The sequence below is a fragment of the Bradyrhizobium sp. 1 genome, from assembly GCF_023073315.1.
Taxonomy (GTDB): Bacteria; Pseudomonadota; Alphaproteobacteria; order Rhizobiales; family Xanthobacteraceae; genus Bradyrhizobium.
Genome location: NZ_JADPJH010000026.1, coordinates 95,119 through 117,857, shown reverse-complemented (window position 1 = coordinate 117,857; position 22,739 = coordinate 95,119). Strand labels below are relative to the sequence as shown.

Genomic DNA, 22,739 nt, shown 5'->3' with positions numbered 1-22,739 from the left:
GCTGGCCGATTCTGGAATTACCCCGTGATTTCAATGGCCTAAAAATCTAGGCCGCATCGACCTTCAGCCGCCGATACTCCGTCGGCGTCACGCCCGTGACCGCCTTGAAGGCGCGGTTGAACGGCCCCAGCGACTGGAAACCCGCGTCCATCGCGATGGTGATGACGGGGACCTCGGCCTGGGTGGGATCGGCGAGCGCGGCCTTGGCTTCCTCGATCCGGTGGTTGTTCAGGAACACATTGAAGTTGCGGTAGCCGAGCCGCTGGTTGATCAGCCGGCGCAACCGGTATTCCGGGATCTTCAGCCGGCCGGCCAGCACGCCGATGGTGATATTCTCCTGCCGATAGATCCGCTCGTCCGCCATCAAACGCATCAGGGCATCGATGAGCTTCTGGTCGGCGGCGGCGTCAGTGGCTTGCGGACTGAAAATCACCGCCGGTGCGGCCTCCGCGGTGACCGGAAACAGATCCGCGGCATCGACGCGCATCATGGCATAGGCGATGGCCGCGACGATGCAGGCGAGCACGCCGGCATTGATCGTGTCGGCGGCATCGCCGACACGATCACCCGCTACGGAGATCTGAAGCAGCGCATTCACCCCGCCATAGAGCGCGCCGGCACAGACGATGAAGACGCGAACGCGGCGGCGGCGCTCGACCAGGTCGGCCGGCCACGAGGCGATCGTCTGCCCGATCGCAAGCGCGATGAAGCCGAGCACGATCAAATTGACCACCGTCACCGAGAACCGCAAATGGCCGCCAGGCGCAATCCAGACGCAGCCTGCGAAGCTGAACGCCGCCACCAGCGCCCAGACCCATCCGTGCCACCAGCTTAAGCGAAACTCATCGTCGAACAGCGCGCGCGTGAACAACCAGAACACCACGATGTTGCCGGTCGACACCGCAATCAGCGGCGCATGCGATACCGGGATCCGCGATGTGACACCAATCGAATAGCTCGCCGCATGCGCGGCCAAGCCCAGTGCGAGAGCAGCACCGAGCCGCCCCGCCAGCACATTGCGAAAATCGGAGACCAGCGATGCCGCCAGCACCAGCAGCAGCGCTACGCTGGCGGAGCGGAAGGCTAGCTCGGTTGCGGCAAGGGTCATCGATGCGATCGGGCGCGGTTGAGATCAGCCGACCATCGTTCGTCGCGCTGTTTTTTTCAAGGACATCCTTCACCACAGCTGTCATCGCCCGGCCAGTGCGCAATTGCGCACCAGGACCGGACGATCCAGTCCTCGGGAACGGCAGTGATTGACTCGATGGGCCGCGGCGTACTGGATGCCCCGCCTGCGCGCGGCATGACAGCGGTGTATGTAGCGCTATTGCTACCCGTAACAGCGGGGCTTTGTCGCGACGACGACGCGAAATCCTGCTACGATCAAGCTCAAGAAAGCGAAAAGGAATCCACCATGAGCTGGCAACCCTCGAACGATCCCGTGCTCGGCGATCCCATGTCCTGCGATGCGCTCGATCTTGTCATCGTGCCGCGCACGCGCGACCTCGGCGACGGATTTGCAGTGCGGCGCGCGCTGCCGCATGGCAAGCGGCAGATGGTCGGACCCTTCATCTTCTTCGATCATTTCGGCCCGGTGCAGTTCGTCTCCGGCAAGGGCATGGACGTGCGGCCGCATCCGCATATCGGGCTTGCCACCGTCACCTATCTGTTCGATGGCGCGATCATGCATCGCGACAGCGAGGGCAATATCCAGGAGATCCAGCCGGGCGCGATGAATTTGATGACCGCCGGGCGCGGCATCGCGCATTCCGAGCGTACGCCGGATGTGCAGCGTGCCTCGGGCCAGCAGATGCTGGGCCTGCAAAGCTGGATCGCACTGCCGGCCGGATCGGAAGAGATCGCGCCGTCGTTCCAGCATTATGGGGCCGGCGACCTGCCGATGATTTCCGAGCGCGACTTCACCGCGAAGGTGATCGCGGGCTCGGCGTTCGGAATCACCTCGCCCGTGACGATGGTGTCGCCCTGGTTCTACACCGAGGTCACAGCGGTTGCGGGCGCCAGCGTGCCGCTCGATCCTGACCATGAGGAGCGCGCGATCTATATCGTCGACGGCGAGGTCGAGATCGCGAACGAGCGCTACGAGGGGCCGCGGCTGCTGATCTTCCGTCCGGGCGACCGCATCACCGTGAAGGCGCTCAAGGCCACGCGGATGATGTTTCTCGGCGGCGATGCGCTGGAAGGCCCGCGCCACATCTGGTGGAATTTCGTCTCCTCCAGTAAGGAGCGGATCGAGCAGGCCAAGCAGGACTGGAAAACCGGCCGCTTCGCCGCGGTTCCGCAGGAACATGAGTTCATTCCGCTGCCGGAATAGGCTAATCCGGTGTCCGGCCGTGCCATCGGGTGCGGCCGGATTTCCTCGCGAAGGCCAATCTTCGAAAGTTTTGCGATGACCACCATGCTCTCCAGCGACCTGCCCCTGCCCAAGATCGGCCGCGGCAAGGTGCGCGATATCTACGCCGTCGATGACGACCGCCTGCTGCTCCTCACCACCGACCGCATCAGCGCCTTCGACGTCGTGATGGGCGAGACCATCCCGATGAAGGGCGCGGTGCTGACGCAAATCAGCGCGTTCTGGTTTGGCGAGCTCGAAGGCGTGGTGCCGCATCACATGATCAGCGCCGACAGCGACGAAATCATCGCCGCCGTGCCGGTCTTGAAGCCGCACCGCGCCAACATTCTCGGCCGTGCGATGCTTTGCCGTCGCACCACCGTGTTCCCGATCGAATGCGTGCTCCGTGGCTATATTTCGGGCTCGGCCTGGAAGGAATATGCGTCAAGCGGCACGCTTGCGGGCGAGAAGCTGAAGGCAGGCCTGGTCGAGAGCGAGAAGCTGGAGCCCTCGATCTTCAGCCCGGCGACCAAGGCCGAGACCGGCCATGACGAGAACATTACGATAGCGAAGATGCGCGAGGTCGTCGGCGACGACACAGCCTACACGCTCGAGAGCATGACGCGCGCGATCTACACGCTCGGCGAGGAACTTGCGCGCGAGCAGGGCATCATCATCGCCGACACCAAGTTCGAGTTCGGCCGCGACAGAGACGGCCGCATCATCCTGATCGACGAAGTCATGACGCCGGATTCGTCGCGCTTCTGGGCGGTCGACGCCTATAAGCCCGGCCAGCCGCAGGCGAGTTTCGACAAGCAGCCGCTGCGCGATTATCTCGACGTCGAACGTCGCGCCGGCCGCTGGAACGGCGACGCCCCACCGCCCCCGCTGCCGGCGAGCGTGGTGGATGCGACGAGCAAGCGGTATCTGGAAGCGTATCGGCGGGTGACGGGGAAAGAGCTGAAGATTTAGGCAGGGCTGCCGCTGCAAACTCCGTTATTGCGAGCGCAGCGGCGCAGCGAAGCAATCCAGAATCCCCCTCCGCCGAAGCAGTCTGGATTGCTTCGTCGCAAGGGCTCCTCGCAATGACGTGGAGAGGCCGGCGCGACTCGCCGGCGTTGCCTGCCAAGTTCCCGGGGTGGGCGCGACGCTGGACGGCGCTTCGATTTTTCCGTCCACCATATGGTTGACCGTTCACACGCCGTGAACGGGAATCCTCACCAAAACCGCCGCAAAACTGTCGGATACTTCATAGTTGCAAGAATCCAGTTGCGCTAAGCCCGTAGTCGTCTACGTCTCGGACGAGACTTTTCAGGGGCGAGCGCAACGGCGTGACCGATCCAGCAATTACTTTCAGTCCGGCTCCGCGAGCCCATCCCGCTCTCAAGCGTGCGCTGAATGACATATTGGGCGGAAGCGCCGCCAGCGTCCTGACCGTCACTTTCGGGCTGTCCTATTCGCTGCTGATCTTCGCCGGGCCGCTGTCGCCCTATCTGTCCTACGGCATCACGGCGACTTTCGTCAGCTCCGCGGTGCTTGCGATCGTCATCGGGCTTGGCAGCTCCCTGCCCTTCGTAGTTGGCGCCCCCGACAGCTCGACCGCCGCGGTGACGGGAATTTTGGCGGCCTCGGTGGTCGAGCGAATCGAAGCGGCAAACCCCGCGGCATCGCTGCTCCCGCCGGTCCTGATCACGCTCGGCCTGTCGACGGTGCTGACGGGATTGGTGCTGTGCGGACTGGGCCTGACGCGGCTGGGGCGCGCCATCCGCTACGTGCCCTATCCCGTGGTCGGCGGCTTCCTTGGCGCGACCGGACTTCTCATTGCTCTCGGTGCTATCAGGGTGATCACCAACTACCCGCTCCAGTTCGCGACGCTGACGCACTTCGCCGACGGCACGATTTTGCTGGAGCTGGCCTCCGCCTGCGCGATGGCGCTGGTGCTGTATCTCACCTGGCATCGCTCGCGCAGCCCGTTCGGACTGCCGATCATCCTGGTCGGCGGCGTGCTGACGGCGCATTTTGCGTTCTGGATCACCGGCGTTTCGTTCGACAGCGCACGCGCGCTGGGCTGGACGTTCCAGCCGCCGCCGCAAGCGGTCTTCGTGCTGCCGTGGCATACCGACGATCTCGCCCGCTATCCCTGGTTTGCCATACCGGACCTGCTCGGCAACGTCGTCGCCGTCATCTTCGTCACGGCCTCCAGCACGCTGTTCAACACCACTGGCATCGAGGTCGCCGTGCACCGCGAAGCCAATCTGGAGCGCGAGCTCAACGTCACCGGCACCGCCAATATCCTGACCGGCCTGCTCGGCGGCTATCCCGGCTGCAGCTCGATCAGCCGCTCGATCCTCAACTACAGCAGCGGCGGGCGCGGGCGCCTGTCCGGCGTCACCGTCGCGGCACTGTCGCTGCTGATGCTCGCGGTCGCGCCCGAGCTGCTCGGCTTCATCCCGAAATTCGTGATCGGCGGCCTGCTGCTCTATCTCGGTGCCGACCAGCTCCATAGATGGATTATCGAGTCGCGCAAGCGGCTTTCGAAGCTCGAATATCTCTCGCTGATCGCCATCATCGCGATCATCGTCGCCTGGGGTTTTGTGCCGGGCATCCTGATCGGCGTGGTCATCGGCTGCGCGACGTTTGCGTTCAGCGCGGCCCGGGTGGAGTCGATCAAGTATAGTTTCGACGGCTCGGAATATCGCTCCTCGCTCGATCGCTCGCGTGACGACCAGGAGGTGCTGCTGGCGCATGGCGGCAAGATCCGGGGCCTCAATCTCCAGAGCTATCTGTTCTTCGGCTCGGCCAACCGGCTCTATCAGCACGTCAAACAGCTGCTTCAGGAGCGCCCGGAATGCCGCTATCTGCTGTTCGACTTCAAGCTCGTCACCGGCGTCGATTCGTCCGCGGCCTACAGCTTCGCCCAGATCAAGCGCAGCGCGGCCGATCTCGGCGTCGAGTTGATCCTGGTGCATCTGCCGGTGACAGCCGAGAAGGTGCTGCGCTCCAGCGACTTCGTCGGCGAAGGCGTCACCATCATCCCCGAGCTCGACCGCGCGCTGGAATGGTGCGAGAACGAGCTCATCTCGCAGCATCAGGAACTGGCCCAGGAAGAGGCCAGCCTGCGCGACTGGTTCACTGCGATCCTCGACAGCGAGGACGACGCCGACGCGCTGATCCGGCGCTGCCAGCGCCTCGAGGTCGAGTCGGGTGACATCATCGTGCAGGCCGGCGACCCCGCCGATTCCATGCATTTCATTCTCGAGGGACGCGTGGGCATCATGGTGCCCGCCGACGAGGACCGCACCACACGCGTGCGCAGCCTCGGCCGTTACACCACGATCGGCGAGATGGGCCTGGTGTCACAGGCGCCGCGCAGCGCGACGATCCAGGCCGAAGTCGACAGCGTGCTCTACGTGCTCAATACGCACCAGTTCGACGCGATCAAGGACGAAGACCCCGCGCTCAGCCACAAGCTGCTGACCTATTTCGTGTCGGTCATGGCCGAGCGGCTGACGTTCGCGAATAGGACGATTGCGGTGTTGCGGCGGTGATGGACGCATAGCCCGCATGAGCGAAGCGACATGCGGGACATGAGGCCCGGATGTCGCTGGCGCTCATCCGGGCTACGACACTCGCTTCGTCATAGCGAGGAGCTCTTGCGACGGAGCAACCCAGACCGTTTCCGCAGAAAGATTCTGGATTGCTTCGCTTCGCTCGCAACGGCCTGGAGAGATAACGGCGGCCTCAGACCCCCGCCATCATCACGTATTTGATCTCGACATATTCTTCCATGCCGTGACGCGAGCCTTCGCGCCCTAGGCCGCTTTCCTTGACGCCGCCGAAGGGCGCGACTTCCGTGGTGATCAGGCCGGTGTTGACGCCGACCATGCCTGACTCCAGGGCCTCGGCGACGCGCCAGACGCGGCCGAGATCGCGGGAGTAGAAGTACGAGGCGAGACCGAACGGCGAGGCGTTGCACATCGCAATCACGTCGGCTTCTTCCTTGAAGCGGATCACAGGCGCAAGCGGGCCGAAGGTTTCTTCCTGTGCCACCAGCGAGTCCGGCTTGACGTCGGAGAGAACCGTAGGCTCGAAGAACGAGCGGCCGAGCTCGCTGCGCTTGCCGCCGGTGACGATTTTGGCGCCGCGCTTGACGGCATCCGCGATGTGGCGCTCGACCTTGTCGACCGCTTTCAAATTGATCAGCGGGCCCTGCGTGACGCCGCTCTCGGTGCCGTCGCCAATCTTCATCGCCGCGACCTTCGCCGACAGCTTCTTCACGAACTCGTCGTAGATCTTGTCCTGGGCGTAGAGGCGATTGGCGCAGACGCAGGTCTGGCCCATGTTGCGATATTTCGAGACGATCGCGCCTTCGACCGCGGCATCGATATCGGCATCGTCGAACACCACGAACGGCGCGTTGCCGCCGAGCTCGAGGCCAAGCCGCTTCACGCCGACGGAAGCCTGCTGATAAAGGATCTTGCCGACCGCGGTCGAACCGGTGAAGCCGACAAAGCGCACCGCCGGATGCTCGCACAGCACCTTGCCGATCGGCGGCGCATCACCGGTGACGATGTTGAGCACGCCCTTGGGGATGCCGGCCTTCTCGGCGAGCACGGCCAGCGCGAGCGCCGACAGCGGCGTCTCGTTGGCGGGCTTCAGCACCACGGTGCAGCCCGCGGCCAGCGCCGGCGAGACCTTTCGGGTGATCATGGAGTTCGGGAAATTCCACGGCGTAATGGCGCCGCAGACGCCGATCGGCTGCTTGATCGCGAGCAGGCGCGCATCGGGCCGCTGGGTCGGGATGGTCTCGCCATAGACGCGGCGCGCTTCCTCGGCGAAGAACTCGATATAGGCGGCGCCGATATCGACCTCGCCCAGAGCCTCGGAGAGCGGCTTGCCCTGCTCGGAGGTGAGGATCAGCGCGAGATCCTCGCGGTTGGCGACGATCAGCTCGAACCATTTGCGCAAAATGTTGGAGCGCTGCTTGGCCGTGTGCTTGGCCCAGGCCGGGAACGCGCGCTCGGCGGCTTCGACCGCCTTGGTCGTCTCGTCCGCACCAAGCTGCGGAACTTTTGCGATCTCGACACCGGTCGCGGGATTGTTGACGGCGAACACCGGCGTACCGACCCAGGCGCCGTCGACGTAGCAGGCCTCCTTCAGCAGCGAAGGGTCTTTCAACCGGTCTCGCAGGGCGGCGGAGGTGTGCTGAGCGCGTGCGGCGGCGGTCGGGGTCATGGCGTTACTCCCTGGGGGGCGATCGGATTGGCCCGGAATATAGGGGCAGACGGTGCGCAATGCACCGCCCCGCAACGCACATCAGCTGGGAATTAAACTCGGAGCCGTGCGATTACGCCGCGCCGCTCAGATAAGTCTCGCGCCGGCCGATCATGCGCTCGGCGGCAGCCTTGGCGTCAGCCTTCGAGGAGGTCGCGCAGGTCCGGTATTCGAGCGCGGGCGCTTCGGAGGTGTCGCGGCGACCGAACCAGGATTTCGAGCCGACCGGCAGCAACGCAAGGGCCTGCGCCAGATTGTCGACTGCGCCGAAGGAATAGAGCGCGCCGGTGCCGGCGATGCGAACCTCGTAGATCCCGGGCGAAATCGGCGCTTCCAGATTGTCGCCTCGTCCGGGACGGGGATAGCGCTTCCATTCGTTCCAGGTCGAAATCATCTGAGGTCCCCTCGCGGCCGATGGGAGGCCGCCAAATTTGCTTCAAGTCTTAAACGTCAGCCGCCCATTGGGCCAAAAGCCAAACGCCGCAACGCACCAAATGTTTCAAGTGCTCCAAACGCTCGAAAGATATCGCCTGAGCCCATCAGAGGTCACGGCTGGTTGCGGCCATCCACCGCAGATTGTGACGGAGTGTTGCAGTTCAGTCGTCCCGCCTGGGGCGCTGACCGTCAAATCACGACATCGCGACCGGCGTTGAAGTTGAGATACTTGCCGCACGCGACGTGCAGGAGGACAATCGATCGCTTCCAACAATAATCAAACCGGAGGAAACGCGCATGCAAAGCCAAGCCCAGATCGACGAGACTTTGCGCAAGATAAGCGACGCCAAGGAGATTCCCGGCGTGGTCGCGGTCGCTGCGAGCGGTAACGACGTGCTGTATCAGGGCGCGTTCGGCAAGCGCGATTTGTCCAAACCTGACGCGATGACCGCGGACAGCGTGTTCTGGATCGCTTCGATGACGAAGGCGGTGACGTCAGCGGGCGCGATGCAGCTGGTCGAGCAGGGCAAGCTCTCGCTCGATGCGCCGATCGGATCGCTGCTGCCCGATCTCGCCGAGCCGCAAGTGCTCGAAGGTTTCGATGCCAAGGGCGAGCCAAAACTGCGGCCGGCGAAGGGACCGATCACGCTGCGCCAGCTCATGACCCACACCGCCGGCTTCGCCTACAACATGTGGAACGGCGATCTCGCGGTCTATCTGGAGAAGACCGGCATCCCCGCCATCACCACCTGCCAGAACGCGGCGCTGAAGACGCCTGTGATGACCGATCCCGGCACGCGCTGGGAATACGGCACCAACATCGATTTCGTCGGCAAGGCGGTGGAAGCCGCCAGCGGCAAGCGGCTCGACGCTTATCTGCGCGACAATCTGTTCGCTCCACTCGGAATGTCTGACACCGGCTTCAAGATCACCGACGACATGCGCAAGCGCCTGGTCGGCATGCATGCGCGCGGCGAAGACGGCCAGCTTGCCGCCATCCCGTTCGAGCTCGAGCAGAACCCGGAATTCCACATGGGCGGCGGCGGCCTTTATGCGACCGCGGCCGACTACATCAAGTTCACCCGGATGATTTTGAACAAGGGCCGCGGCAACGGCAACCAGGTGCTGAAGGCCGAGACGATCGCCGCCATGAGCCAGAACCAGATGGGCGACATCAACATGACCAAGCTGGCGACGGCGGCGCCGATGTACACCAACGACGTCGATCTCTATCCGGAGCAGGTGAAGAAATGGGGCCTCAGCTTCATGATCAACACCGCCAAGACCGCGGAGGGCCGCAGCGCGGGCAGCCTCGCCTGGGCGGGCCTTGCCAACACCTATTACTGGATCGATCCTGCGCGCGACGTCACCGGCGTGATCCTGATGCAGCTGCTGCCGTTCGCTGATGGGAAGTGTCTGGAGGCCTTCGCGGGATTCGAGCGTGGGGTCTATGCCGGGCTCGACGCGGGGAGCGGGCAGAAGGCGGCGTGAGGGGCGCTGCTTTCACCGCACGACATGGCCGGGCTTGTCCCGGCCATCTTTCACGAGAGGATTTCGACTTGCCGGACAATTTGTCAGACAAAGCCGACAGCTACGTTTGCGGCATCTCGGACACGCCGCTGCTCGGCGACACCATCGGCCGCAGCCTTGACCACGCAGTGCGGCGCTGGGGCAATCGCGAAGCGCTGGTCTCACCCAGCCACGGCGTGCGGTGGACCTGGAGAGAACTCGCGGAACGAGTCGATGCGCTCGCCGCGGGCTTTCTGGCGCTTGGCCTCGAACGCGGCGAGCGGATCGGGATTTGGTCGCTGAACCGGCCGGAATGGACGCTGACCCAGTTTGCCGCCGCCAAGGCCGGGCTCATTTTGGTGACAATCAATCCCGCCTACCGGCTCAGCGAGCTGGAGTTCGCGTTGAAGAAGGTCGGCTGCGCCGCGATCGTCACCGCGACGGCGTTCAAGACCAGCAATTACATGGAGATGCTCAACACGCTGCTGCCGGAGTTGGCCGGCGCCAGGCCCGGACGGTTGCAGGCGGCGCGGCTGCCGGCCTTGCGAATGGTGATCCAGATCGGCGGCCCTCCGGCGCCTGGCACGATCCCCTTCGAAGAGGTCGCCCGCATGGGCGGCGCCAAGCATCGCGAACAACTCGCCGGACTCGGCGCGGCGCTGCAGTTCGACGAGCCCGTCAACATCCAGTTCACCAGCGGCACCACGGGATCGCCGAAGGGCGTGACGCTGACGCACCACAACATCCTCAACAACGGCTATTTCACCGGACGTGCGATGCGCCTGACCGAGCAGGACCGCATCTGCATCCCGGTGCCACTCTATCATTGCTTCGGCATGGTGATGGGAAACCTCGCCTCCGTCACCCTCGGCACGACCATGGTCTATCCCGGCGAGGGCTTTGATCCGCTCGCGACGTTGCGGGCGATCGAGCAGGAAAAGTGTACCGCGCTATATGGTGTGCCGACCATGTTCATCGCGGAGCTCGATCATCCTGAATTCAAGACGTTCAATTTGAAAACGCTGCGCACCGGCATCATGGCCGGCGCACCCTGCCCGATCGAGGTGATGAAGCGCGTCAACACCGAAATGAACATGCGCGAGGTCACCATCGCCTATGGCATGACCGAGACCAGTCCGGTCAGCTTCCAGAGTGCGACGGACGATCCGCTCGAACGGCGTGTCTCCACCGTCGGGCGGATTCATCCGCATGTTGAAGTGAAAGTCGTCGATCTTGAAGGCCGTATCGTCAAGCGCGGCGAACGCGGCGAGCTCTGCACCCGCGGCTACAGCGTCATGCTGGGCTATTGGGAGGAAAAGGAAAAGACAGGGGACGTGCTGGATGCCAACGGCTGGATGCACACCGGCGATCTCGCCACCATCGATGCCGCCGGCTATTGCAACATCGTCGGCCGTATCAAGGATCTGGTGATCCGCGGCGGCGAGAACCTCTACCCGCGAGAGACCGAGGAATTCTTGTACCGTCACCCCAAGGTCCAGGACGTGCAGATCTTTGGCGTGGCGGACACCCGCTATGGGGAAGAGCTCTGCGCCTGGATTCGCGTCAGGCCGGGCGAGACGCTGACGGCCGAAGAGGTCCGCGCCTTCTGCGACGGCCAGATCGCCCACAACAAGATTCCGCGCTATGTAGAGTTCGTCGACGAGTTTCCGATGACCGTGACCGGCAAGATCCAGAAATTCGTGATGCGCGAGGCGGTGGAAGAGCGGCTGGGGCTGAAGGCGGCGAAGACGGCGTGAGGTGAGAGCCGTCATTGCAAGCGCAGCGAAGCAATCCAGTTTGGCTCCGCGGAGACAGTCTGGATTGCTTCGTCGCTGCGCTTCTCGCAATGACGGGGAGAGACCGAGGCCTTAAACCGTCAACCCGCGCTGCTGGGCCAGTTCCTTGAGCGACACCTGCGGACGCGCGCCGATGTGCTGGATCACTTCGGCGGCCGCCAGCGCACCGAGCTCACCGCACTGCTTGTGCGCGAGGTTGCGCGCGAGACCGTACAGGAAGCCGGCCGCGAAGAGATCGCCGGCGCCGGTGGTGTCGACGAGCTTCGCGATCGGCGAGGCCGGCGCGGCGACGGCGTCGGTCGGCGTCACCACGACGCAGCCCTTCTCGCTGCGGGTGACCACGCCGAGCTTGATGTCGTTGCGCAGCTGCTTCAGCGCGGTGTCGAAGTCCGAGGTCAGGTAGAGCGAATGCAGCTCGGTCTCGTTGGCGAACACGATGTCGACGGTGCCGTTGCGCATGAGGCCCAGGAATTCGTCGCGATAGCGGTCGACGCAGAACGAATCCGACAGCGTCAGCGCCACCTTGCGCTTGGCGTCATGCGCGATCTGCGCCGCCTTGACGAACGCGTCCTTGGCGTTCTTGGGGTCCCAGAGATAACCCTCGAGATAGACGATGCCGGCGCTCGCGATCTCGGCCGGATCGATATCGGCCGGCGACAAATCCTGCGCCGCGCCGAGATAGGTGTTCATGGTGCGCTCGCCGTCGCCGGTGACCAGGATGTAGGAGCAGCCGGTGGCGGGGCCGTCCGCCGCGGCGGGCGTGTTGAAGGCGACGCCGGCTGAGCGGATGTCGTGGACATAGAGCTTGCCGATCTGGTCGTCCTTGACCTTGCCGACATAGGCGGCGCGCGCGCCCAGGCTGCCGATCCCGACGATGGTGTTGGCGGCAGATCCCCCCGAGACTTCCGTGGCCGGACCCATGTCCTTGTAGATGGCGGCGGCCCGCGCCTCGTCGATCAGGGACATGCTGCCCTTGGTCATGCCGTGCTTGGCCAGAAAGGCCTCGTCGGTCTTGACCAGCACGTCGAACAGCGCGTTGCCGATGCCGAGAACGTCATATTTCACGTCAGCCATTCACCTTGATCCTGTTTGGCGGATTGCGATACCTGCGGAAATCCGCTTCCTGTCGGCCTGAAATCCGGCTCGCGGCCTATCACGACCGGCCCTTCGCGGGCAAGCAACGGTATTATAACAACCCAGATGATCCGCTCCTTCCTGACCGTCTCGACGGGAACACTGGCCTCGCGCCTTTTGGGCTTTGCCCGCGATTCCCTGATCGCGGCGCTGCTCGGCACCGGCGCCGTGGCCGACGCGTTCCTGGCGGCGTTTCAGCTCGTCAATGTGGTGCGGCGGCTGCTCAGCGAGGGGGCGCTGAATGCGGCACTGATTCCCGCGTGGCTGCGCGTCCGTGACCGCGATGGTGAGAAGGCCGCCTCCGCCTTCGCCGGGCGTGTACTCGGCACGGTCAGCGTGGCTCTGATCGTGATCTCGATCGTCATTGCTCTGGTGATGCCGCTGATCATCACGGTCATCGCGCCCGGTTTTCTCGGCAGCGCGACGCTCGATCTTGCCGTCGCGAACGCCCGGCTGATGCTGCCCTATCTCGCGTTCGCCGGCCCGGTCACGGTACTGATGGGACTGCTCAATGCGCAGGGACGTTTCGCACTCACGGCGTTCTCGCCGCTGCTGTTCAACAGTGCGCTGATCTCAGCAATCGCGGCGCTCCTCGCCTGGCATGCCTATGCGAATTTTGCCGCATGGCTGCTGGCGGCAACCGTCGGCATCGCCGGACTGCTGCAATTGCTGATGCTGCTGTCGCAGCGAAGTGCGCGTCTCGCGACACCGCTGGGTGTCCGCTTCGACAAGGAAATGCGCGGCTTCTTCGCCAAGGCGATCCCCGGCATGATCGCAAGCTCGGGCCCGCAATGGCTGATGGTCGCAGGCGCGATCATTGCTTCCGCTACGCCCTCCGCCGTCTCGTGGCTGTATTTCGCCAATCGGCTGATAGAGCTGCCGCTCGGCATCGTCGGCGTCGCCATGGGCACAGTGCTGGTGCCGGAGCTGACGCGCGCGGTGGCTAGCAGCGACCGCGACGCCGTAGCGCATGCGGAATCGCGTGCGCTGGAACTTGCGACCGGACTGGCGCTGCCGGCGACGCTCGGCCTGATCGTGCTGGCCGAGCCGATCGTGCGGCTGCTGTTCGAGCACGGCGCCTTCGGCGCCGATGACAGCACGGCGACAGCGCATGCGCTGATGTGGCTGGCGCTGGGCCTGCCGGCTCACGTGCTGATCAAGGCGCTGTCGCCCGCCTACTACGCCCGCAGCGACACGATGACGCCGCTGCTCGCAACGGCCAAAGGTTTTGTGGTCGCGATCGCCCTTGCTGTCGTGCTCGGACATTTCTGCGGCGCGAGCGGGATCGCCGCCAGCATCGCGGCCGGCGCCTGGAGCAGCGCGCTCGCGCTGCTGCGGCAAGGCACCAGCGAGTTCGGCTTCTCGGTCGACGCCGCCGCCCGCCAGCGGCTGCCGCGGATCGTGCTTGCCGCCGCCGCCATGGGTGCCCTGCTCTGGTTGACCACGGGGCTGATGCCCACCGAGGCGCATGGCCTCATCCGCTTCATTGTGCTGGGCCTGCAAATTGGGGCCGGGATCGCCGTCTATGGCCTGCTGCTGCAAATCCTCGGCGCGGCGTCCTGGCGCGAGGCGGTTAACGCCTTGAGGCGGCCCGCCTAATCCGGCCTCGTCGCGCGAGGCTTTCGAATTACCCCTGCGAATTACCCTTGACGGGGCAGCGCCGCTGTTGGAAACGACGCCCCGTATCTTGCAGGAAAGCTGCCATGCCATTCGTTGAACGGGTTTTTTCGGGCGTCCAGCCGACGGGCAATCTGCACCTCGGCAATTACCTCGGCGCGATCGTCAACTTCGTGAAGATGCAGGAAACCCACAACTGCATCTATTGCGTCGTCGACATGCACGCGATCACGCAAGGCGTGGACGTCTGGGGCGGCCCCGCCGAGCTCGCGCGCAACACCCGCGAGGTCACCGCTGCGTTCATCGCGAGTGGCATCGATCCCAAGAAGCACATCGTGTTCAACCAGAGCCAGGTCTCCGGCCACGCCGAGCTCGCCTGGATCTTCAACTGCGTCGCGCGCATGGGCTGGCTCGGCCGTATGACCCAGTTCAAGGAGAAGGCCGGCAAGGACCGCGAGAACGCGTCGGTCGGTCTGTTCGACTATCCCGTGCTGATGGCGGCCGACATCCTGCTGTATCGCGCCACCCACGTTCCGGTCGGCGAGGACCAGAAGCAGCATCTCGAGCTCTCGCGCGACATCGCGCAGAAGTTCAACAACGACTTTGGCGACTCGATCCGCAACCTCGGCGCCAATGACGGCCTGTTCTTCCCGCTGCCGGAACCCCTCATCACGGGCCCGGCGACGCGCGTGATGAGCTTGCGCGACGGCACCAAGAAGATGTCGAAGTCGGATGCGTCGGACAATTCGCGCATCAATTTGACCGACGACGCCGACACCATCGCGCAGAAGGTCCGCAAGGCGAAGACCGATCCGGAGCCGTTGCCGTCCGAAGAGAAGGGCCTGGAAGCACGCCCCGAGGCCGATAATCTGGTCGGCATTTTCGCCGCGCTCTCCGGCCGCACCAAGGCCGACGTGCTCAGTGAATTCGGCGGCGGCCAGTTCTCCAGCTTCAAGAATTCGCTGGTGGATCTGTGCGTCACAAAACTCGCACCGATCGCCGGCGAGATGAAGCGCCTCGTCTCCGACCCCGGCCATATCGACGCCATCCTGAACGACGGCGCCGACCGCGCCCGCGCCATCGCCGACGAGACCATGAACCTCTCGAAGGACATCGTCGGCTTCATCCGCCGGCGCTGATTCTCGCATTCGCCAAACCGGCCTGCGCCACGGCGCCGGCCGGTTCTCCTCTCCCCAAGCATGCGGGAGTGTGGCAGCATGTCGTCCGTGCACATTCCGGGACATGCATGACCAGCAAGCGACTTTGCTTCGAGCCGGGTCACAAGCCCAAATGCCTCGTCATCGTCGACGACACCGCCGAATGGGATCGCGCGGTCTATTACGCCAGCCGTTGGGCGATCCGTGCCGAAGGCGGCGTGGTGATGCTGCGCATCATCGAGCCCGAGCAGCAGACCCAGGAATGGCTGGGCGTCGCCGACATCATGCGCGCCGAGGCGCAGGAGGCGGCGCAAGCAGCCCTCGACCGCGCCGCCGGCCGCGCCAACGGCATCGCCGCGATCACGCCGGAACGGGTGATCCGTGAGGGTGCTGCGATGGAACAATTGCTGGCGGTGATCGACGAAGATCCTGACATCGCCGTGCTGGTGCTGGCCGCCAATCCCGGCGCGGAGGGACCCGGGCCCTGGGTCGCGCTGCTGGCGCATGCGCTGGGTGCGTTCCCGGTGCCGGTGACCATCATCTCCGGTGCGCTGAGCGACGAAAGCGTGGATTCGCTGTCGTAGCGCCCGTCTTAACCCCCTGATATAACAACGAAACGGCCTCCCGACCCCTTGACCGTGCGTTCGCCGTCGCCATCTGCTAGTGGATAGAGCACGCGCCGGCCTTGAACCGGCGACGTCTGGAGAAAACCATGTTCATTCAAACCGAAGCCACCCCCAATCCCGCCACGCTGAAATTCATTCCCGGCCGCGTCGTGGTCGACGGCGGGCCGATGGAATTTGCCAGCCGCGAATCGGCTGCGCGTTCGCCGCTGGCCGAGAAGCTGTTCGACGTGCCCGGCGTCACCGGCGTGTTCTATGGATCGGACTTCATCACCGTGACCAAGGCGAACGGTGAATGGCAGCAGCTCAAGCCCGCGATCCTCGGCGCCATCATGGAGCACTACATGTCCGGCGCGCCGCTGCTCGCCGACGGCGCGGCCGCAAGCGATGCCGATCTCGACGACGAGGACGAGTTCTTCGACGAGTCCGATGCCGAGACGGTCGACATGATCAAGGATCTGATCGAGACCCGCGTGCGGCCGGCGGTCGCCAACGACGGCGGCGACATCACCTTCCGCGGCTTCAAGGACGGGATCGTCTATCTCAACATGAAGGGCTCTTGCGCCGGCTGCCCGTCATCGACCGCAACGCTCCAGCACGGCATCCAGAATTTGCTGAAGCACTTTGTGCCTGATGTGGTCGAAGTCCGGCCGATGTAAAGGTGCCGTAGGGTGGGTTACGCCTTACGGCTAGCCCACCCTATAAGAACTACGCCGCCTGCCCAATACTCGCAGCCTCTTCCGCCGCCTTGCGCATGCTCGCCGACATCTCGTTCGTCACCGTGCTCTGTTCCTCGACCGCCGCGGCCGTTGACGAGACATACTCGCTGACACCCTGGATCGCGCCCTTGATCTGCTCCAGCGCGGCGACGACGTCGACCGAGATGCCGTTGAGATTGCTGATCTCCTGCTCGATCCGATCAGCCGCCTGCTTGGCCTGATTGGCGAGGTTCTTCACCTCCGATGCAACCACCGCAAAGCCGCGACCGGCCTCGCCGGCGCGCGCGGATTCGATGGTGGCATTGAGCGCCAGCAGGTTGATTTGACCGGTGATGTTGCCGATGAGCTGCACGATCGTGCTCATCGATTCCGCCGCCTTGGTCAGCCGCTGCGCCTGATGATCCGCCACCTCGACACGATCGACGGCGGTCGACGCCGTCTCGCGCGAGCGCGTCATCGCTTCCGCTATTTCGCGCACGGACGCGTTGAGCTCCTCGGCGCCGGCGGCCACCGTTTCCATCATTTCGCGCACCCTCTCGCCGCGCTTGCGCGCAATCACCTGTGCCGTGGTGTCGGAGGCGTATTTCACGACCTTGAACGGCTTGCCGTTGAGATCGCGGATCGGATTGTACGAGGCCTGGATGAAGACCTGCCGCCCGCCCTTGCCGACACGCTGATATTCGCCGGACTGGAATTCACCGGCGTTCAGCCTGGCCCAGAAGGCGCGATAGGCATCGCCCTCACGCTCATCACTGCCCACGAACATGCTGTGATGCTTGCCCACGATCTCGGACAGCGAGTAGCCGAGCGCGCCCAGGAAGTTCTCGTTGGCGGTCAAAACCTTGCCGTCCATGTCGAACTCGATCACGGCTTGCGACTTGCCGATCGCCTCGATCTGCCCGGCGAAATTCGCGTTCGACAGCTTCTGCGCGCTGATGTCGGTGGCGAACTTCACCACCTTGAACGGCTTGCCGGCGTCGTCGAGGATCGGGTTGTAGGAGGCGAGGATCCAGACCTCCTTGCCGCCCTTGCCGATGCGCTTGTACTCGGCTGACTGGAATTCGCCGCGGGCAAGCTTCGCCCAGAACTCGCGATAGGCGGCGCTGTCGCGCTCGCCTGCGCCCACGAACATTCGGTGATGCTGGCCCTGAATCTCGTCGAGGCGGTAGCCCACGGTCGCCAGGAAATTCTCATTGGCGGTGATGATGGTGCCGTCGAGATTGAACTCGATCACCGCTTGCGCGCGGCCGATCGCAGAGATCTTGCCGGCATCCTCGAGGCTGCGGATTTTTCGCGCGGTGATGTCGGTGGCGAACTTGACGACCTTCACCGGCTTGCCGGCCTCGTCGATGATCGGATTGTAGGACGCCTGGATCCAGATCTCACGGCCGCCCTTGCCGAGCCGCTTGTACTCGGCGGACTGGTATTCGCCGCGGCCGAGACGTGCCCAGAATTCGCGATAGGCCGCGCTGTTCCGCTCCTCCGGCACCACGAACATGCTGTGGTGCTTGCCGACGATCTCGTCGAGCCGGTAGCCCATCGCGTCCAGAAAATTCCGGTTGGCGGTCAGAATGGTGCCGCCGAGATTGAATTCGATCACGGCGTGGGATTTCGAGAGCGCACTGACCTGAGCCATCGCCGCGCGCGCGGAAGAGCCGCTTCGCCAAAAAGACATTAAAGAACCCCTTCGCAAATGCCCGGACCGCGCGTGGCCTGATCTGCCAAAATGCATCGCCCGCGTCGTCGTTGACTCGCTTTTCCGCTATGCCCGCAAGGTGGCATTTGATTGCTAATGATTTCTTAAAATGACATTATTTCAAATACTTAGCTATCCCGCAGGTTGCAAATCCATGCAGTTGCTTCAAAATGGGGCGCGAGGGTCCCGGCGCCTTCCCGTGCACGTAGAATTACGGGGCCAATCGTGCGCCTGTCGAGAAATCAAACTTGGACTGGTTCGACCGTGGCGGAACCGACTAAGCTGATTCGATGCTGATCCTTGCCATAGATACCGCGCTGGAAGCGTGCGCGGCCGCCGTTCTCGACACCGACGCCGGCCAGCTCCTTGCGCAGGAGCAGGTCCTCATGAAGCGCGGCCACGCCGAGGCGCTGATGCCGATGATTGCGCGCGTGATGCAATCGGCCGATCTCGCCTTCACGTCGCTGGACCGCATCGCCGTCACCGTCGGTCCCGGAAGCTTTACAGGCCTGCGCGTCGGCATCTCGGCAGCGCGCGGCCTTGCGCTTGCGGCCAAGCGGCCGGCCGTCGGACTGACGACGTTATCCGCCTATGCCGCCACGGTCGTCGGTCAGAGTGGAGCGGTGCCGGTGATCTCGGCAATCGATGCGCGGCACGATCACGTCTATTTCCAGATCGTCGCCGGCGACGGCAGTCAACTGGTGCGGCCGGGCGTCGCTTCGATCGACGAAGCGATCGCGGCCTCGCAATTCGGCGCGCCGCATCTGGTCGGCAACGCCGCAAAAATGCTTGCCGATCGCTGGCCGAAGGATGGGCCGCAGCCGGTTGCGGTCGACGACCAACCCGCGCCCGACATCAGCTGGGTCGCATGGCTCGGCGCCGCGGCCAATCCCGAGACGACGCCGGCGCGGCCGTTCTATCTGAAGGCGCCCGACGCAAAGCCGGCGCGACTTCCGCCGCTCGCAGTTCAAGCCGCAAGCTCATGATGAAATGGTTGTCGGAATGGTGGCGCGGCGGTACCGCCGCCGTCGAGCCAGCGTCCGCGCGCGATGCCGCGCGGCTTGCACAGCTTCACGGCGCCTCCTTCGCGCATGGCTGGGGCGAGGGCGAGTTCGAGACCATGATGAGCGAGCGCAACACGCTCGTGCATCGGTTGCGCCTTGGCCGCAAGACGGTCGGCTTTGCGGTGTCGCGGATCGGCGCGGATGAAGCGGAAATCCTCTCGGTCGCGGTCGACCAGGCCCATCGCGGCCGCGGCCTGTCCCGCACGCTGCTGATGACCCATCTCGGCCATCTCGCAGGGCGCGGCGTGCGCACAATATTTCTCGAGGTCGACGAAAATAACCAGCCCGCGCGGCGGCTCTATGACCGGGCCGGATTCATGGTGGTCGGACGCCGCGAACGCTACTATAAGCAGCCGAACGGGGAACAATTGAACGCACTTCTGATGCGACGTGACTTGTCGTAATATTGATGGCAGAAAGCGCCCCGTCAGGCAGACAACACATGACTGGACTTAAACCTTCCCCCGCATCCAAGGCGTCCGGCATCGAAAACCGCTGTGCCGCCACCGGCATGCGCATGACCGAACAGCGCCGTGTCATCGCCCGCGTGCTCGCGGAGGCGGTCGACCATCCCGACGTCGAGGAATTGTACCGGCGCTGCGTCGCCGTCGACGACAAGATCTCGATCTCGACCGTGTATCGCACCGTCAAACTGTTCGAGGATGCCGGCATCATCGAGCGTCATGATTTCCGTGAGGGCCGCGCGCGCTACGAGACGATGCGCGACAGCCATCACGACCACCTCATCAATCTGCGCGACGGCAAGGTGATCGAATTCACCTCCGAGGAGATCGAGAAGCTGCAGGCGGAAATCGCCCGCAAGCTCGGCTACAAGCTGGTCGATCACCGGCTCGAGCTCTATTGCGTCCCGCTCGACGATGACAAGCCGACGTCTTAAGTGGCGTGATCTTGTCGGAAAACCGCTCCACACTTTTCCGGATCATGCCTTCGTGCCAGTAGATCTCATCATCTTCGATTGCGACGGCGTGCTCGTGGACAGCGAAGTGATCTCCTGTCGCGCGCATGCGGATGTGCTGACCCGGCACGGCTATCCGATCACATCGGAGCAGGTGTCCGCGCGCTTCCTCGGCCGTTCGACAAAACAGGCCAATCTCGAGATTGAAACCGAACTCGGCCGCAAACTGCCCGGGGCCTATCACGACGATCTCCAAGACGAGCTGTTTCGGGCATTCGAAGCCGGCCTCGAGGCGATCCGCGGCATCCACGACGTGCTCGACGTCGTGACGCAACATGTCTGCGTTGCCTCCAGCGGTTCGCATCCGCGCATGCGGGTGAGCCTCGGGAGCACCGGCCTCTATGAGCGCCTCGCGCCGAACATTTTCTCGTCCTCGCAAGTGACGAATGGCAAGCCCGCACCGGACCTGTTCCTGTTTGCTGCCAAGGAAATGAGCGTCCCGCCCGAGCGCTGCGTCGTGATCGAGGACAGCCTTGCCGGCATCGCCGGCGCGCGGGCAGCCGGGATGAAAGTGTTCGGCTTTTACGGTGGCAGCCATTGCGGGGCCGGCCATGCCGAGACCCTGCGCCGGGCCGGTGCCGACCTGACTTTCTCGGACATGCATCAATTACCTGAGCTGGTCCGCCGGGTCGTAGCGGATGCCCTGACGGGCTGAATCCGGCCCAAACCTCTCGATTCCGCACTTCGCGGCTGCATCGCCCCCCGGAACGACCTTTCAGGCACCCAATCGCTGGATTTTCGGCTCTCCAGCCTATATCTGAGGGCTGTCTCCCACCTCATTTCCGGGTTCCATGACGCCGCCGCGCAAGCTGCACATTAAATCATATGGTTGCCAGATGAACGTCTACGATGCGCAGCGCATGGTGGACACGCTGGCTCCGGAAGGATTCGTGGAGACTGATAACGCCGAGGACGCCGACCTCGTCATCCTCAACACCTGCCATATCCGCGAGAAGGCATCGGAAAAGGTCTATTCCGAGCTCGGGCGCTTGCGCCTCGCCAAGGACGAGGCCGCGCGCGGTGGCCGCGCGATGCAGATCGCAGTCGCTGGCTGCGTGGCGCAGGCCGTGGGCGAGGAGATCACGCGCCGCGCGCCCGTGGTCGACGTCGTGGTCGGCCCGCAGAGTTATCATCACCTTCCGGAGCTTTTGAAGCGAGCGCGCGACCAGGGCCGCGCGATCGAGACCGAGTTTCCCGCGGCCGACAAGTTCGGCTTCCTCGCCCAGCCCAGGCCCGATGCGATCCGCGCGCGCGGCATTTCCGCTTTCGTCACGGTGCAGGAAGGCTGCGACAAGTTCTGCACCTTCTGCGTCGTGCCGTATACGCGGGGCTCGGAAGTCTCGCGCCCGGTGGCGAAGATCGTCGACGACGTGAAGCGGCTCGCCGACAACGGCGTGCGCGAGCTCACCCTGATCGGGCAGAACGTCAACGCCTATCATGGCGAGGGGCCGGACGGGAAAAGCTGGCCGCTTGGCCGGCTGCTCGAACATCTGGCGAAAATTCCCGGCATCGCGCGGCTGCGCTATTCGACCAGCCATCCCCGCGACGTCGATGACAGTTTGATTGCAGCCCATCGCGATCTCGATGCCCTGATGCCGTTCGTGCACCTGCCGGTGCAGTCCGGTTCGGACCGGATTCTTTCCGCCATGAACCGGAAGCATACCGCCGATGATTATCGAGGAGTCATCGACCGTTTCCGGTCCGCGCGCCAAGACATTGCTTTTTCATCAGATTTTATCGTGGGCTTCCCGGGCGAAAGCGAGCAAGATTTTCTCGCCACGCTCGCGCTTGTCACGCAAATCGGCTACGCTGCCGCTTATTCGTTCAAATACTCCGCCCGGCCGGGAACGCCGGCTGCGGACATGCAGGAGACGGTGTCCCCCGCCGAGATGGACCAGCGATTGGAGCGGCTCCAGGAACTGATCGACAGCCAGCAATCGGCCTTCAACAAGGCTGCGATTGGCTCAACGGTCGACGTGCTGTTCGAACGTCCGGCACGCAAGGACGGCCAGATCGTCGGCCGCACCGCATTTCTCCAGCCCGCCCATGTGATGGCCTCGGCCGACATCATCGGAAAAATCCTGCCCGTGCGCATCGATAGCCTCGAGCGCTACAGCTTCCTCGGCGAGCTCGTGACGCCACCGAACGCGCACGAACCCGCTTTATCGCAAGCCAGTGGAGCCTGAACCCTTGCCCAAAAGTGCATCGGATTCGTCTTCTTCTATCGCTCCCAGCCGCAAATTTGACCGCGACATGCAAGTTCCGCCCGAGACCCAGGTCGTCATCGACTTCGAGGACAATCGCGCCGCTTCCGCGCTGGTCGGCCCTTACGGCCAGCACCTCGCGCAGATCGAACGGCGGCTCGGCGTCGTGGTCGACTCCAAGGGCA

At 64.1% G+C, this 22,739-nt stretch carries 19 protein-coding genes and 1 pseudogene; 15 read left to right on the top strand and 5 right to left on the bottom strand.

What is annotated here, in order from left to right; all coding sequences use genetic code 11:
- Nucleotides 1–46: 46 nt before the first annotated feature.
- Nucleotides 47–1,108 carry a helix-turn-helix domain-containing protein gene (locus IVB29_RS21065; protein ID WP_247505304.1) on the bottom strand — a complete coding sequence of 354 codons (1,062 nt, stop codon included), beginning with the start codon at nucleotides 1,106–1,108 and terminating at the stop codon, nucleotides 47–49.
- Between the two features lie 306 nt (nucleotides 1,109–1,414).
- Here IVB29_RS21065 and IVB29_RS21060 point away from each other — a divergent pair, with 306 nt between their 5' ends.
- The 3 genes from IVB29_RS21060 to IVB29_RS21050 all read left to right on the top strand — a co-directional run bounded on the left by IVB29_RS21060 (nucleotide 1,415) and on the right by IVB29_RS21050 (nucleotide 5,898).
- Nucleotides 1,415–2,332: a pirin family protein gene (locus IVB29_RS21060; RefSeq protein ID WP_247505303.1), complete on the top strand. Its 918-nt coding sequence runs from the start codon at nucleotides 1,415–1,417 to the stop codon at nucleotides 2,330–2,332.
- Nucleotides 2,333–2,407: 75 nt separating this feature from the next.
- Nucleotides 2,408–3,322: a phosphoribosylaminoimidazolesuccinocarboxamide synthase gene (locus IVB29_RS21055; RefSeq protein WP_247505302.1), complete on the top strand. Its 915-nt coding sequence runs from the start codon at nucleotides 2,408–2,410 to the stop codon at nucleotides 3,320–3,322.
- 359 nt (nucleotides 3,323–3,681) lie between these two features.
- Nucleotides 3,682–5,898, top strand: a complete 2,217-nt coding sequence (locus IVB29_RS21050) for a SulP family inorganic anion transporter (RefSeq protein ID WP_247505301.1) — start codon at nucleotides 3,682–3,684, stop codon at nucleotides 5,896–5,898.
- 193 nt (nucleotides 5,899–6,091) lie between these two features.
- Here IVB29_RS21050 and IVB29_RS21045 read toward each other — a convergent pair whose 3' ends face one another.
- The gene (locus IVB29_RS21045; protein ID WP_247505300.1) at nucleotides 6,092–7,585 is read right to left on the bottom strand and encodes an NAD-dependent succinate-semialdehyde dehydrogenase; all 1,494 of its coding nucleotides are present in this window, start codon (nucleotides 7,583–7,585) and stop codon (nucleotides 6,092–6,094) included.
- Between the two features lie 112 nt (nucleotides 7,586–7,697).
- The gene (locus tag IVB29_RS21040; protein ID WP_247505299.1) at nucleotides 7,698–8,018 is read right to left on the bottom strand and encodes a hypothetical protein; all 321 of its coding nucleotides are present in this window, start codon (nucleotides 8,016–8,018) and stop codon (nucleotides 7,698–7,700) included.
- A 338-nt stretch (nucleotides 8,019–8,356) separates the two neighbouring features.
- Between IVB29_RS21040 and IVB29_RS21035 the strand changes: the two genes are divergently transcribed.
- Nucleotides 8,357–9,550 carry a serine hydrolase domain-containing protein gene (locus tag IVB29_RS21035; protein ID WP_247505298.1) on the top strand — a complete coding sequence of 398 codons (1,194 nt, stop codon included), beginning with the start codon at nucleotides 8,357–8,359 and terminating at the stop codon, nucleotides 9,548–9,550.
- An 80-nt stretch (nucleotides 9,551–9,630) separates the two neighbouring features.
- Entirely contained in the window at nucleotides 9,631–11,325 is a 1,695-nt protein-coding gene (locus IVB29_RS21030) for an AMP-binding protein (RefSeq protein WP_247505559.1), read from the top strand.
- A gap of 111 nt (nucleotides 11,326–11,436) precedes the next feature.
- Here IVB29_RS21030 and IVB29_RS21025 read toward each other — a convergent pair whose 3' ends face one another.
- Nucleotides 11,437–12,438, bottom strand: coding sequence for an adenosine kinase (locus IVB29_RS21025; protein WP_247505297.1), 1,002 nt, complete (start codon nucleotides 12,436–12,438; stop codon nucleotides 11,437–11,439).
- Between the two features lie 126 nt (nucleotides 12,439–12,564).
- Here IVB29_RS21025 and murJ point away from each other — a divergent pair, with 126 nt between their 5' ends.
- The 4 genes from murJ (at nucleotide 12,565) to IVB29_RS21005 (ending at nucleotide 16,554) form a co-directional block, all read left to right on the top strand.
- Nucleotides 12,565–14,097: a murein biosynthesis integral membrane protein MurJ gene (murJ, locus tag IVB29_RS21020; protein ID WP_247505296.1), complete on the top strand. Its 1,533-nt coding sequence runs from the start codon at nucleotides 12,565–12,567 to the stop codon at nucleotides 14,095–14,097.
- A 104-nt stretch (nucleotides 14,098–14,201) separates the two neighbouring features.
- Entirely contained in the window at nucleotides 14,202–15,254 is a 1,053-nt protein-coding gene (gene trpS / locus IVB29_RS21015; RefSeq protein WP_247505295.1) for a tryptophan--tRNA ligase, read from the top strand.
- Nucleotides 15,255–15,361: 107 nt separating this feature from the next.
- A complete protein-coding gene (locus IVB29_RS21010; RefSeq protein WP_247505294.1) occupies nucleotides 15,362–15,856 on the top strand; it encodes a universal stress protein in 495 nt (164 codons plus the stop codon).
- Between the two features lie 128 nt (nucleotides 15,857–15,984).
- Nucleotides 15,985–16,554 (top strand): NifU family protein, encoded by a 570-nt coding sequence (locus tag IVB29_RS21005; protein ID WP_247505293.1) that lies wholly within the window; start codon nucleotides 15,985–15,987, stop codon nucleotides 16,552–16,554.
- 49 nt (nucleotides 16,555–16,603) lie between these two features.
- On the opposite strand, the gene IVB29_RS21000 is transcribed toward IVB29_RS21005, so the two are convergent.
- A complete protein-coding gene (locus tag IVB29_RS21000) occupies nucleotides 16,604–18,250 on the bottom strand; it encodes a PAS domain-containing methyl-accepting chemotaxis protein (RefSeq protein WP_247505292.1) in 1,647 nt (548 codons plus the stop codon).
- Nucleotides 18,251–18,600: 350 nt separating this feature from the next.
- Between IVB29_RS21000 and tsaB the strand changes: the two genes are divergently transcribed.
- The 6 genes and pseudogenes from tsaB to IVB29_RS20970 form a co-directional block, all read left to right on the top strand.
- Nucleotides 18,601–19,296, top strand: a complete 696-nt coding sequence (gene tsaB / locus IVB29_RS20995; protein WP_247505291.1) for a tRNA (adenosine(37)-N6)-threonylcarbamoyltransferase complex dimerization subunit type 1 TsaB — start codon at nucleotides 18,601–18,603, stop codon at nucleotides 19,294–19,296.
- On the top strand, nucleotides 19,293–19,778 hold the full coding sequence (rimI, locus tag IVB29_RS20990) for a ribosomal protein S18-alanine N-acetyltransferase (RefSeq protein WP_247505290.1): 486 nt from the start codon (nucleotides 19,293–19,295) through the stop codon (nucleotides 19,776–19,778). The genes tsaB and rimI overlap by 4 nt, the downstream gene beginning before the upstream one ends.
- A gap of 38 nt (nucleotides 19,779–19,816) precedes the next feature.
- Nucleotides 19,817–20,272 carry a Fur family transcriptional regulator gene (locus tag IVB29_RS20985; protein WP_247505289.1) on the top strand — a complete coding sequence of 152 codons (456 nt, stop codon included), beginning with the start codon at nucleotides 19,817–19,819 and terminating at the stop codon, nucleotides 20,270–20,272.
- Nucleotides 20,273–20,324: 52 nt separating this feature from the next.
- Entirely contained in the window at nucleotides 20,325–21,005 is a 681-nt protein-coding gene (locus tag IVB29_RS20980) for an HAD family hydrolase (RefSeq protein WP_247505288.1), read from the top strand.
- A gap of 136 nt (nucleotides 21,006–21,141) precedes the next feature.
- Nucleotides 21,142–22,536, top strand: coding sequence for a tRNA (N6-isopentenyl adenosine(37)-C2)-methylthiotransferase MiaB (gene miaB, locus IVB29_RS20975; protein ID WP_247505287.1), 1,395 nt, complete (start codon nucleotides 21,142–21,144; stop codon nucleotides 22,534–22,536).
- A 4-nt stretch (nucleotides 22,537–22,540) separates the two neighbouring features.
- Nucleotides 22,541–22,739: pseudogene (locus IVB29_RS20970) on the top strand (phosphate starvation-inducible protein PhoH); the annotation flags it as partial.

What these genes read in the sequence shown, in the direction of transcription:
- IVB29_RS21065 (WP_247505304.1), bottom strand. Translation starts at nt 1,108, where the DNA reads ATGACCCTTGCCGCAACCGAGCTAGCCTTCCGCTCCGCCAGCGTAGCG.
- IVB29_RS21060 (WP_247505303.1), top strand. Translation starts at nt 1,415, where the DNA reads ATGAGCTGGCAACCCTCGAACGATCCCGTGCTCGGCGATCCCATGTCC.
- IVB29_RS21055 (WP_247505302.1), top strand. Translation starts at nt 2,408, where the DNA reads ATGACCACCATGCTCTCCAGCGACCTGCCCCTGCCCAAGATCGGCCGC.
- IVB29_RS21045 (WP_247505300.1), bottom strand. Translation starts at nt 7,585, where the DNA reads ATGACCCCGACCGCCGCCGCACGCGCTCAGCACACCTCCGCCGCCCTG.
- IVB29_RS21040 (WP_247505299.1), bottom strand. Translation starts at nt 8,018, where the DNA reads ATGATTTCGACCTGGAACGAATGGAAGCGCTATCCCCGTCCCGGACGA.
- IVB29_RS21035 (WP_247505298.1), top strand. Translation starts at nt 8,357, where the DNA reads ATGCAAAGCCAAGCCCAGATCGACGAGACTTTGCGCAAGATAAGCGAC.
- IVB29_RS21025 (WP_247505297.1), bottom strand. Translation starts at nt 12,438, where the DNA reads ATGGCTGACGTGAAATATGACGTTCTCGGCATCGGCAACGCGCTGTTC.
- murJ (WP_247505296.1), top strand. Translation starts at nt 12,565, where the DNA reads ATGATCCGCTCCTTCCTGACCGTCTCGACGGGAACACTGGCCTCGCGC.
- trpS (WP_247505295.1), top strand. Translation starts at nt 14,202, where the DNA reads ATGCCATTCGTTGAACGGGTTTTTTCGGGCGTCCAGCCGACGGGCAAT.
- IVB29_RS21010 (WP_247505294.1), top strand. Translation starts at nt 15,362, where the DNA reads ATGACCAGCAAGCGACTTTGCTTCGAGCCGGGTCACAAGCCCAAATGC.
- IVB29_RS21005 (WP_247505293.1), top strand. Translation starts at nt 15,985, where the DNA reads ATGTTCATTCAAACCGAAGCCACCCCCAATCCCGCCACGCTGAAATTC.
- IVB29_RS21000 (WP_247505292.1), bottom strand. Translation starts at nt 18,250, where the DNA reads ATGGCTCAGGTCAGTGCGCTCTCGAAATCCCACGCCGTGATCGAATTC.
- tsaB (WP_247505291.1), top strand. Translation starts at nt 18,601, where the DNA reads ATGCTGATCCTTGCCATAGATACCGCGCTGGAAGCGTGCGCGGCCGCC.
- rimI (WP_247505290.1), top strand. Translation starts at nt 19,293, where the DNA reads ATGATGAAATGGTTGTCGGAATGGTGGCGCGGCGGTACCGCCGCCGTC.
- IVB29_RS20985 (WP_247505289.1), top strand. Translation starts at nt 19,817, where the DNA reads ATGACTGGACTTAAACCTTCCCCCGCATCCAAGGCGTCCGGCATCGAA.
- miaB (WP_247505287.1), top strand. Translation starts at nt 21,142, where the DNA reads ATGACGCCGCCGCGCAAGCTGCACATTAAATCATATGGTTGCCAGATG.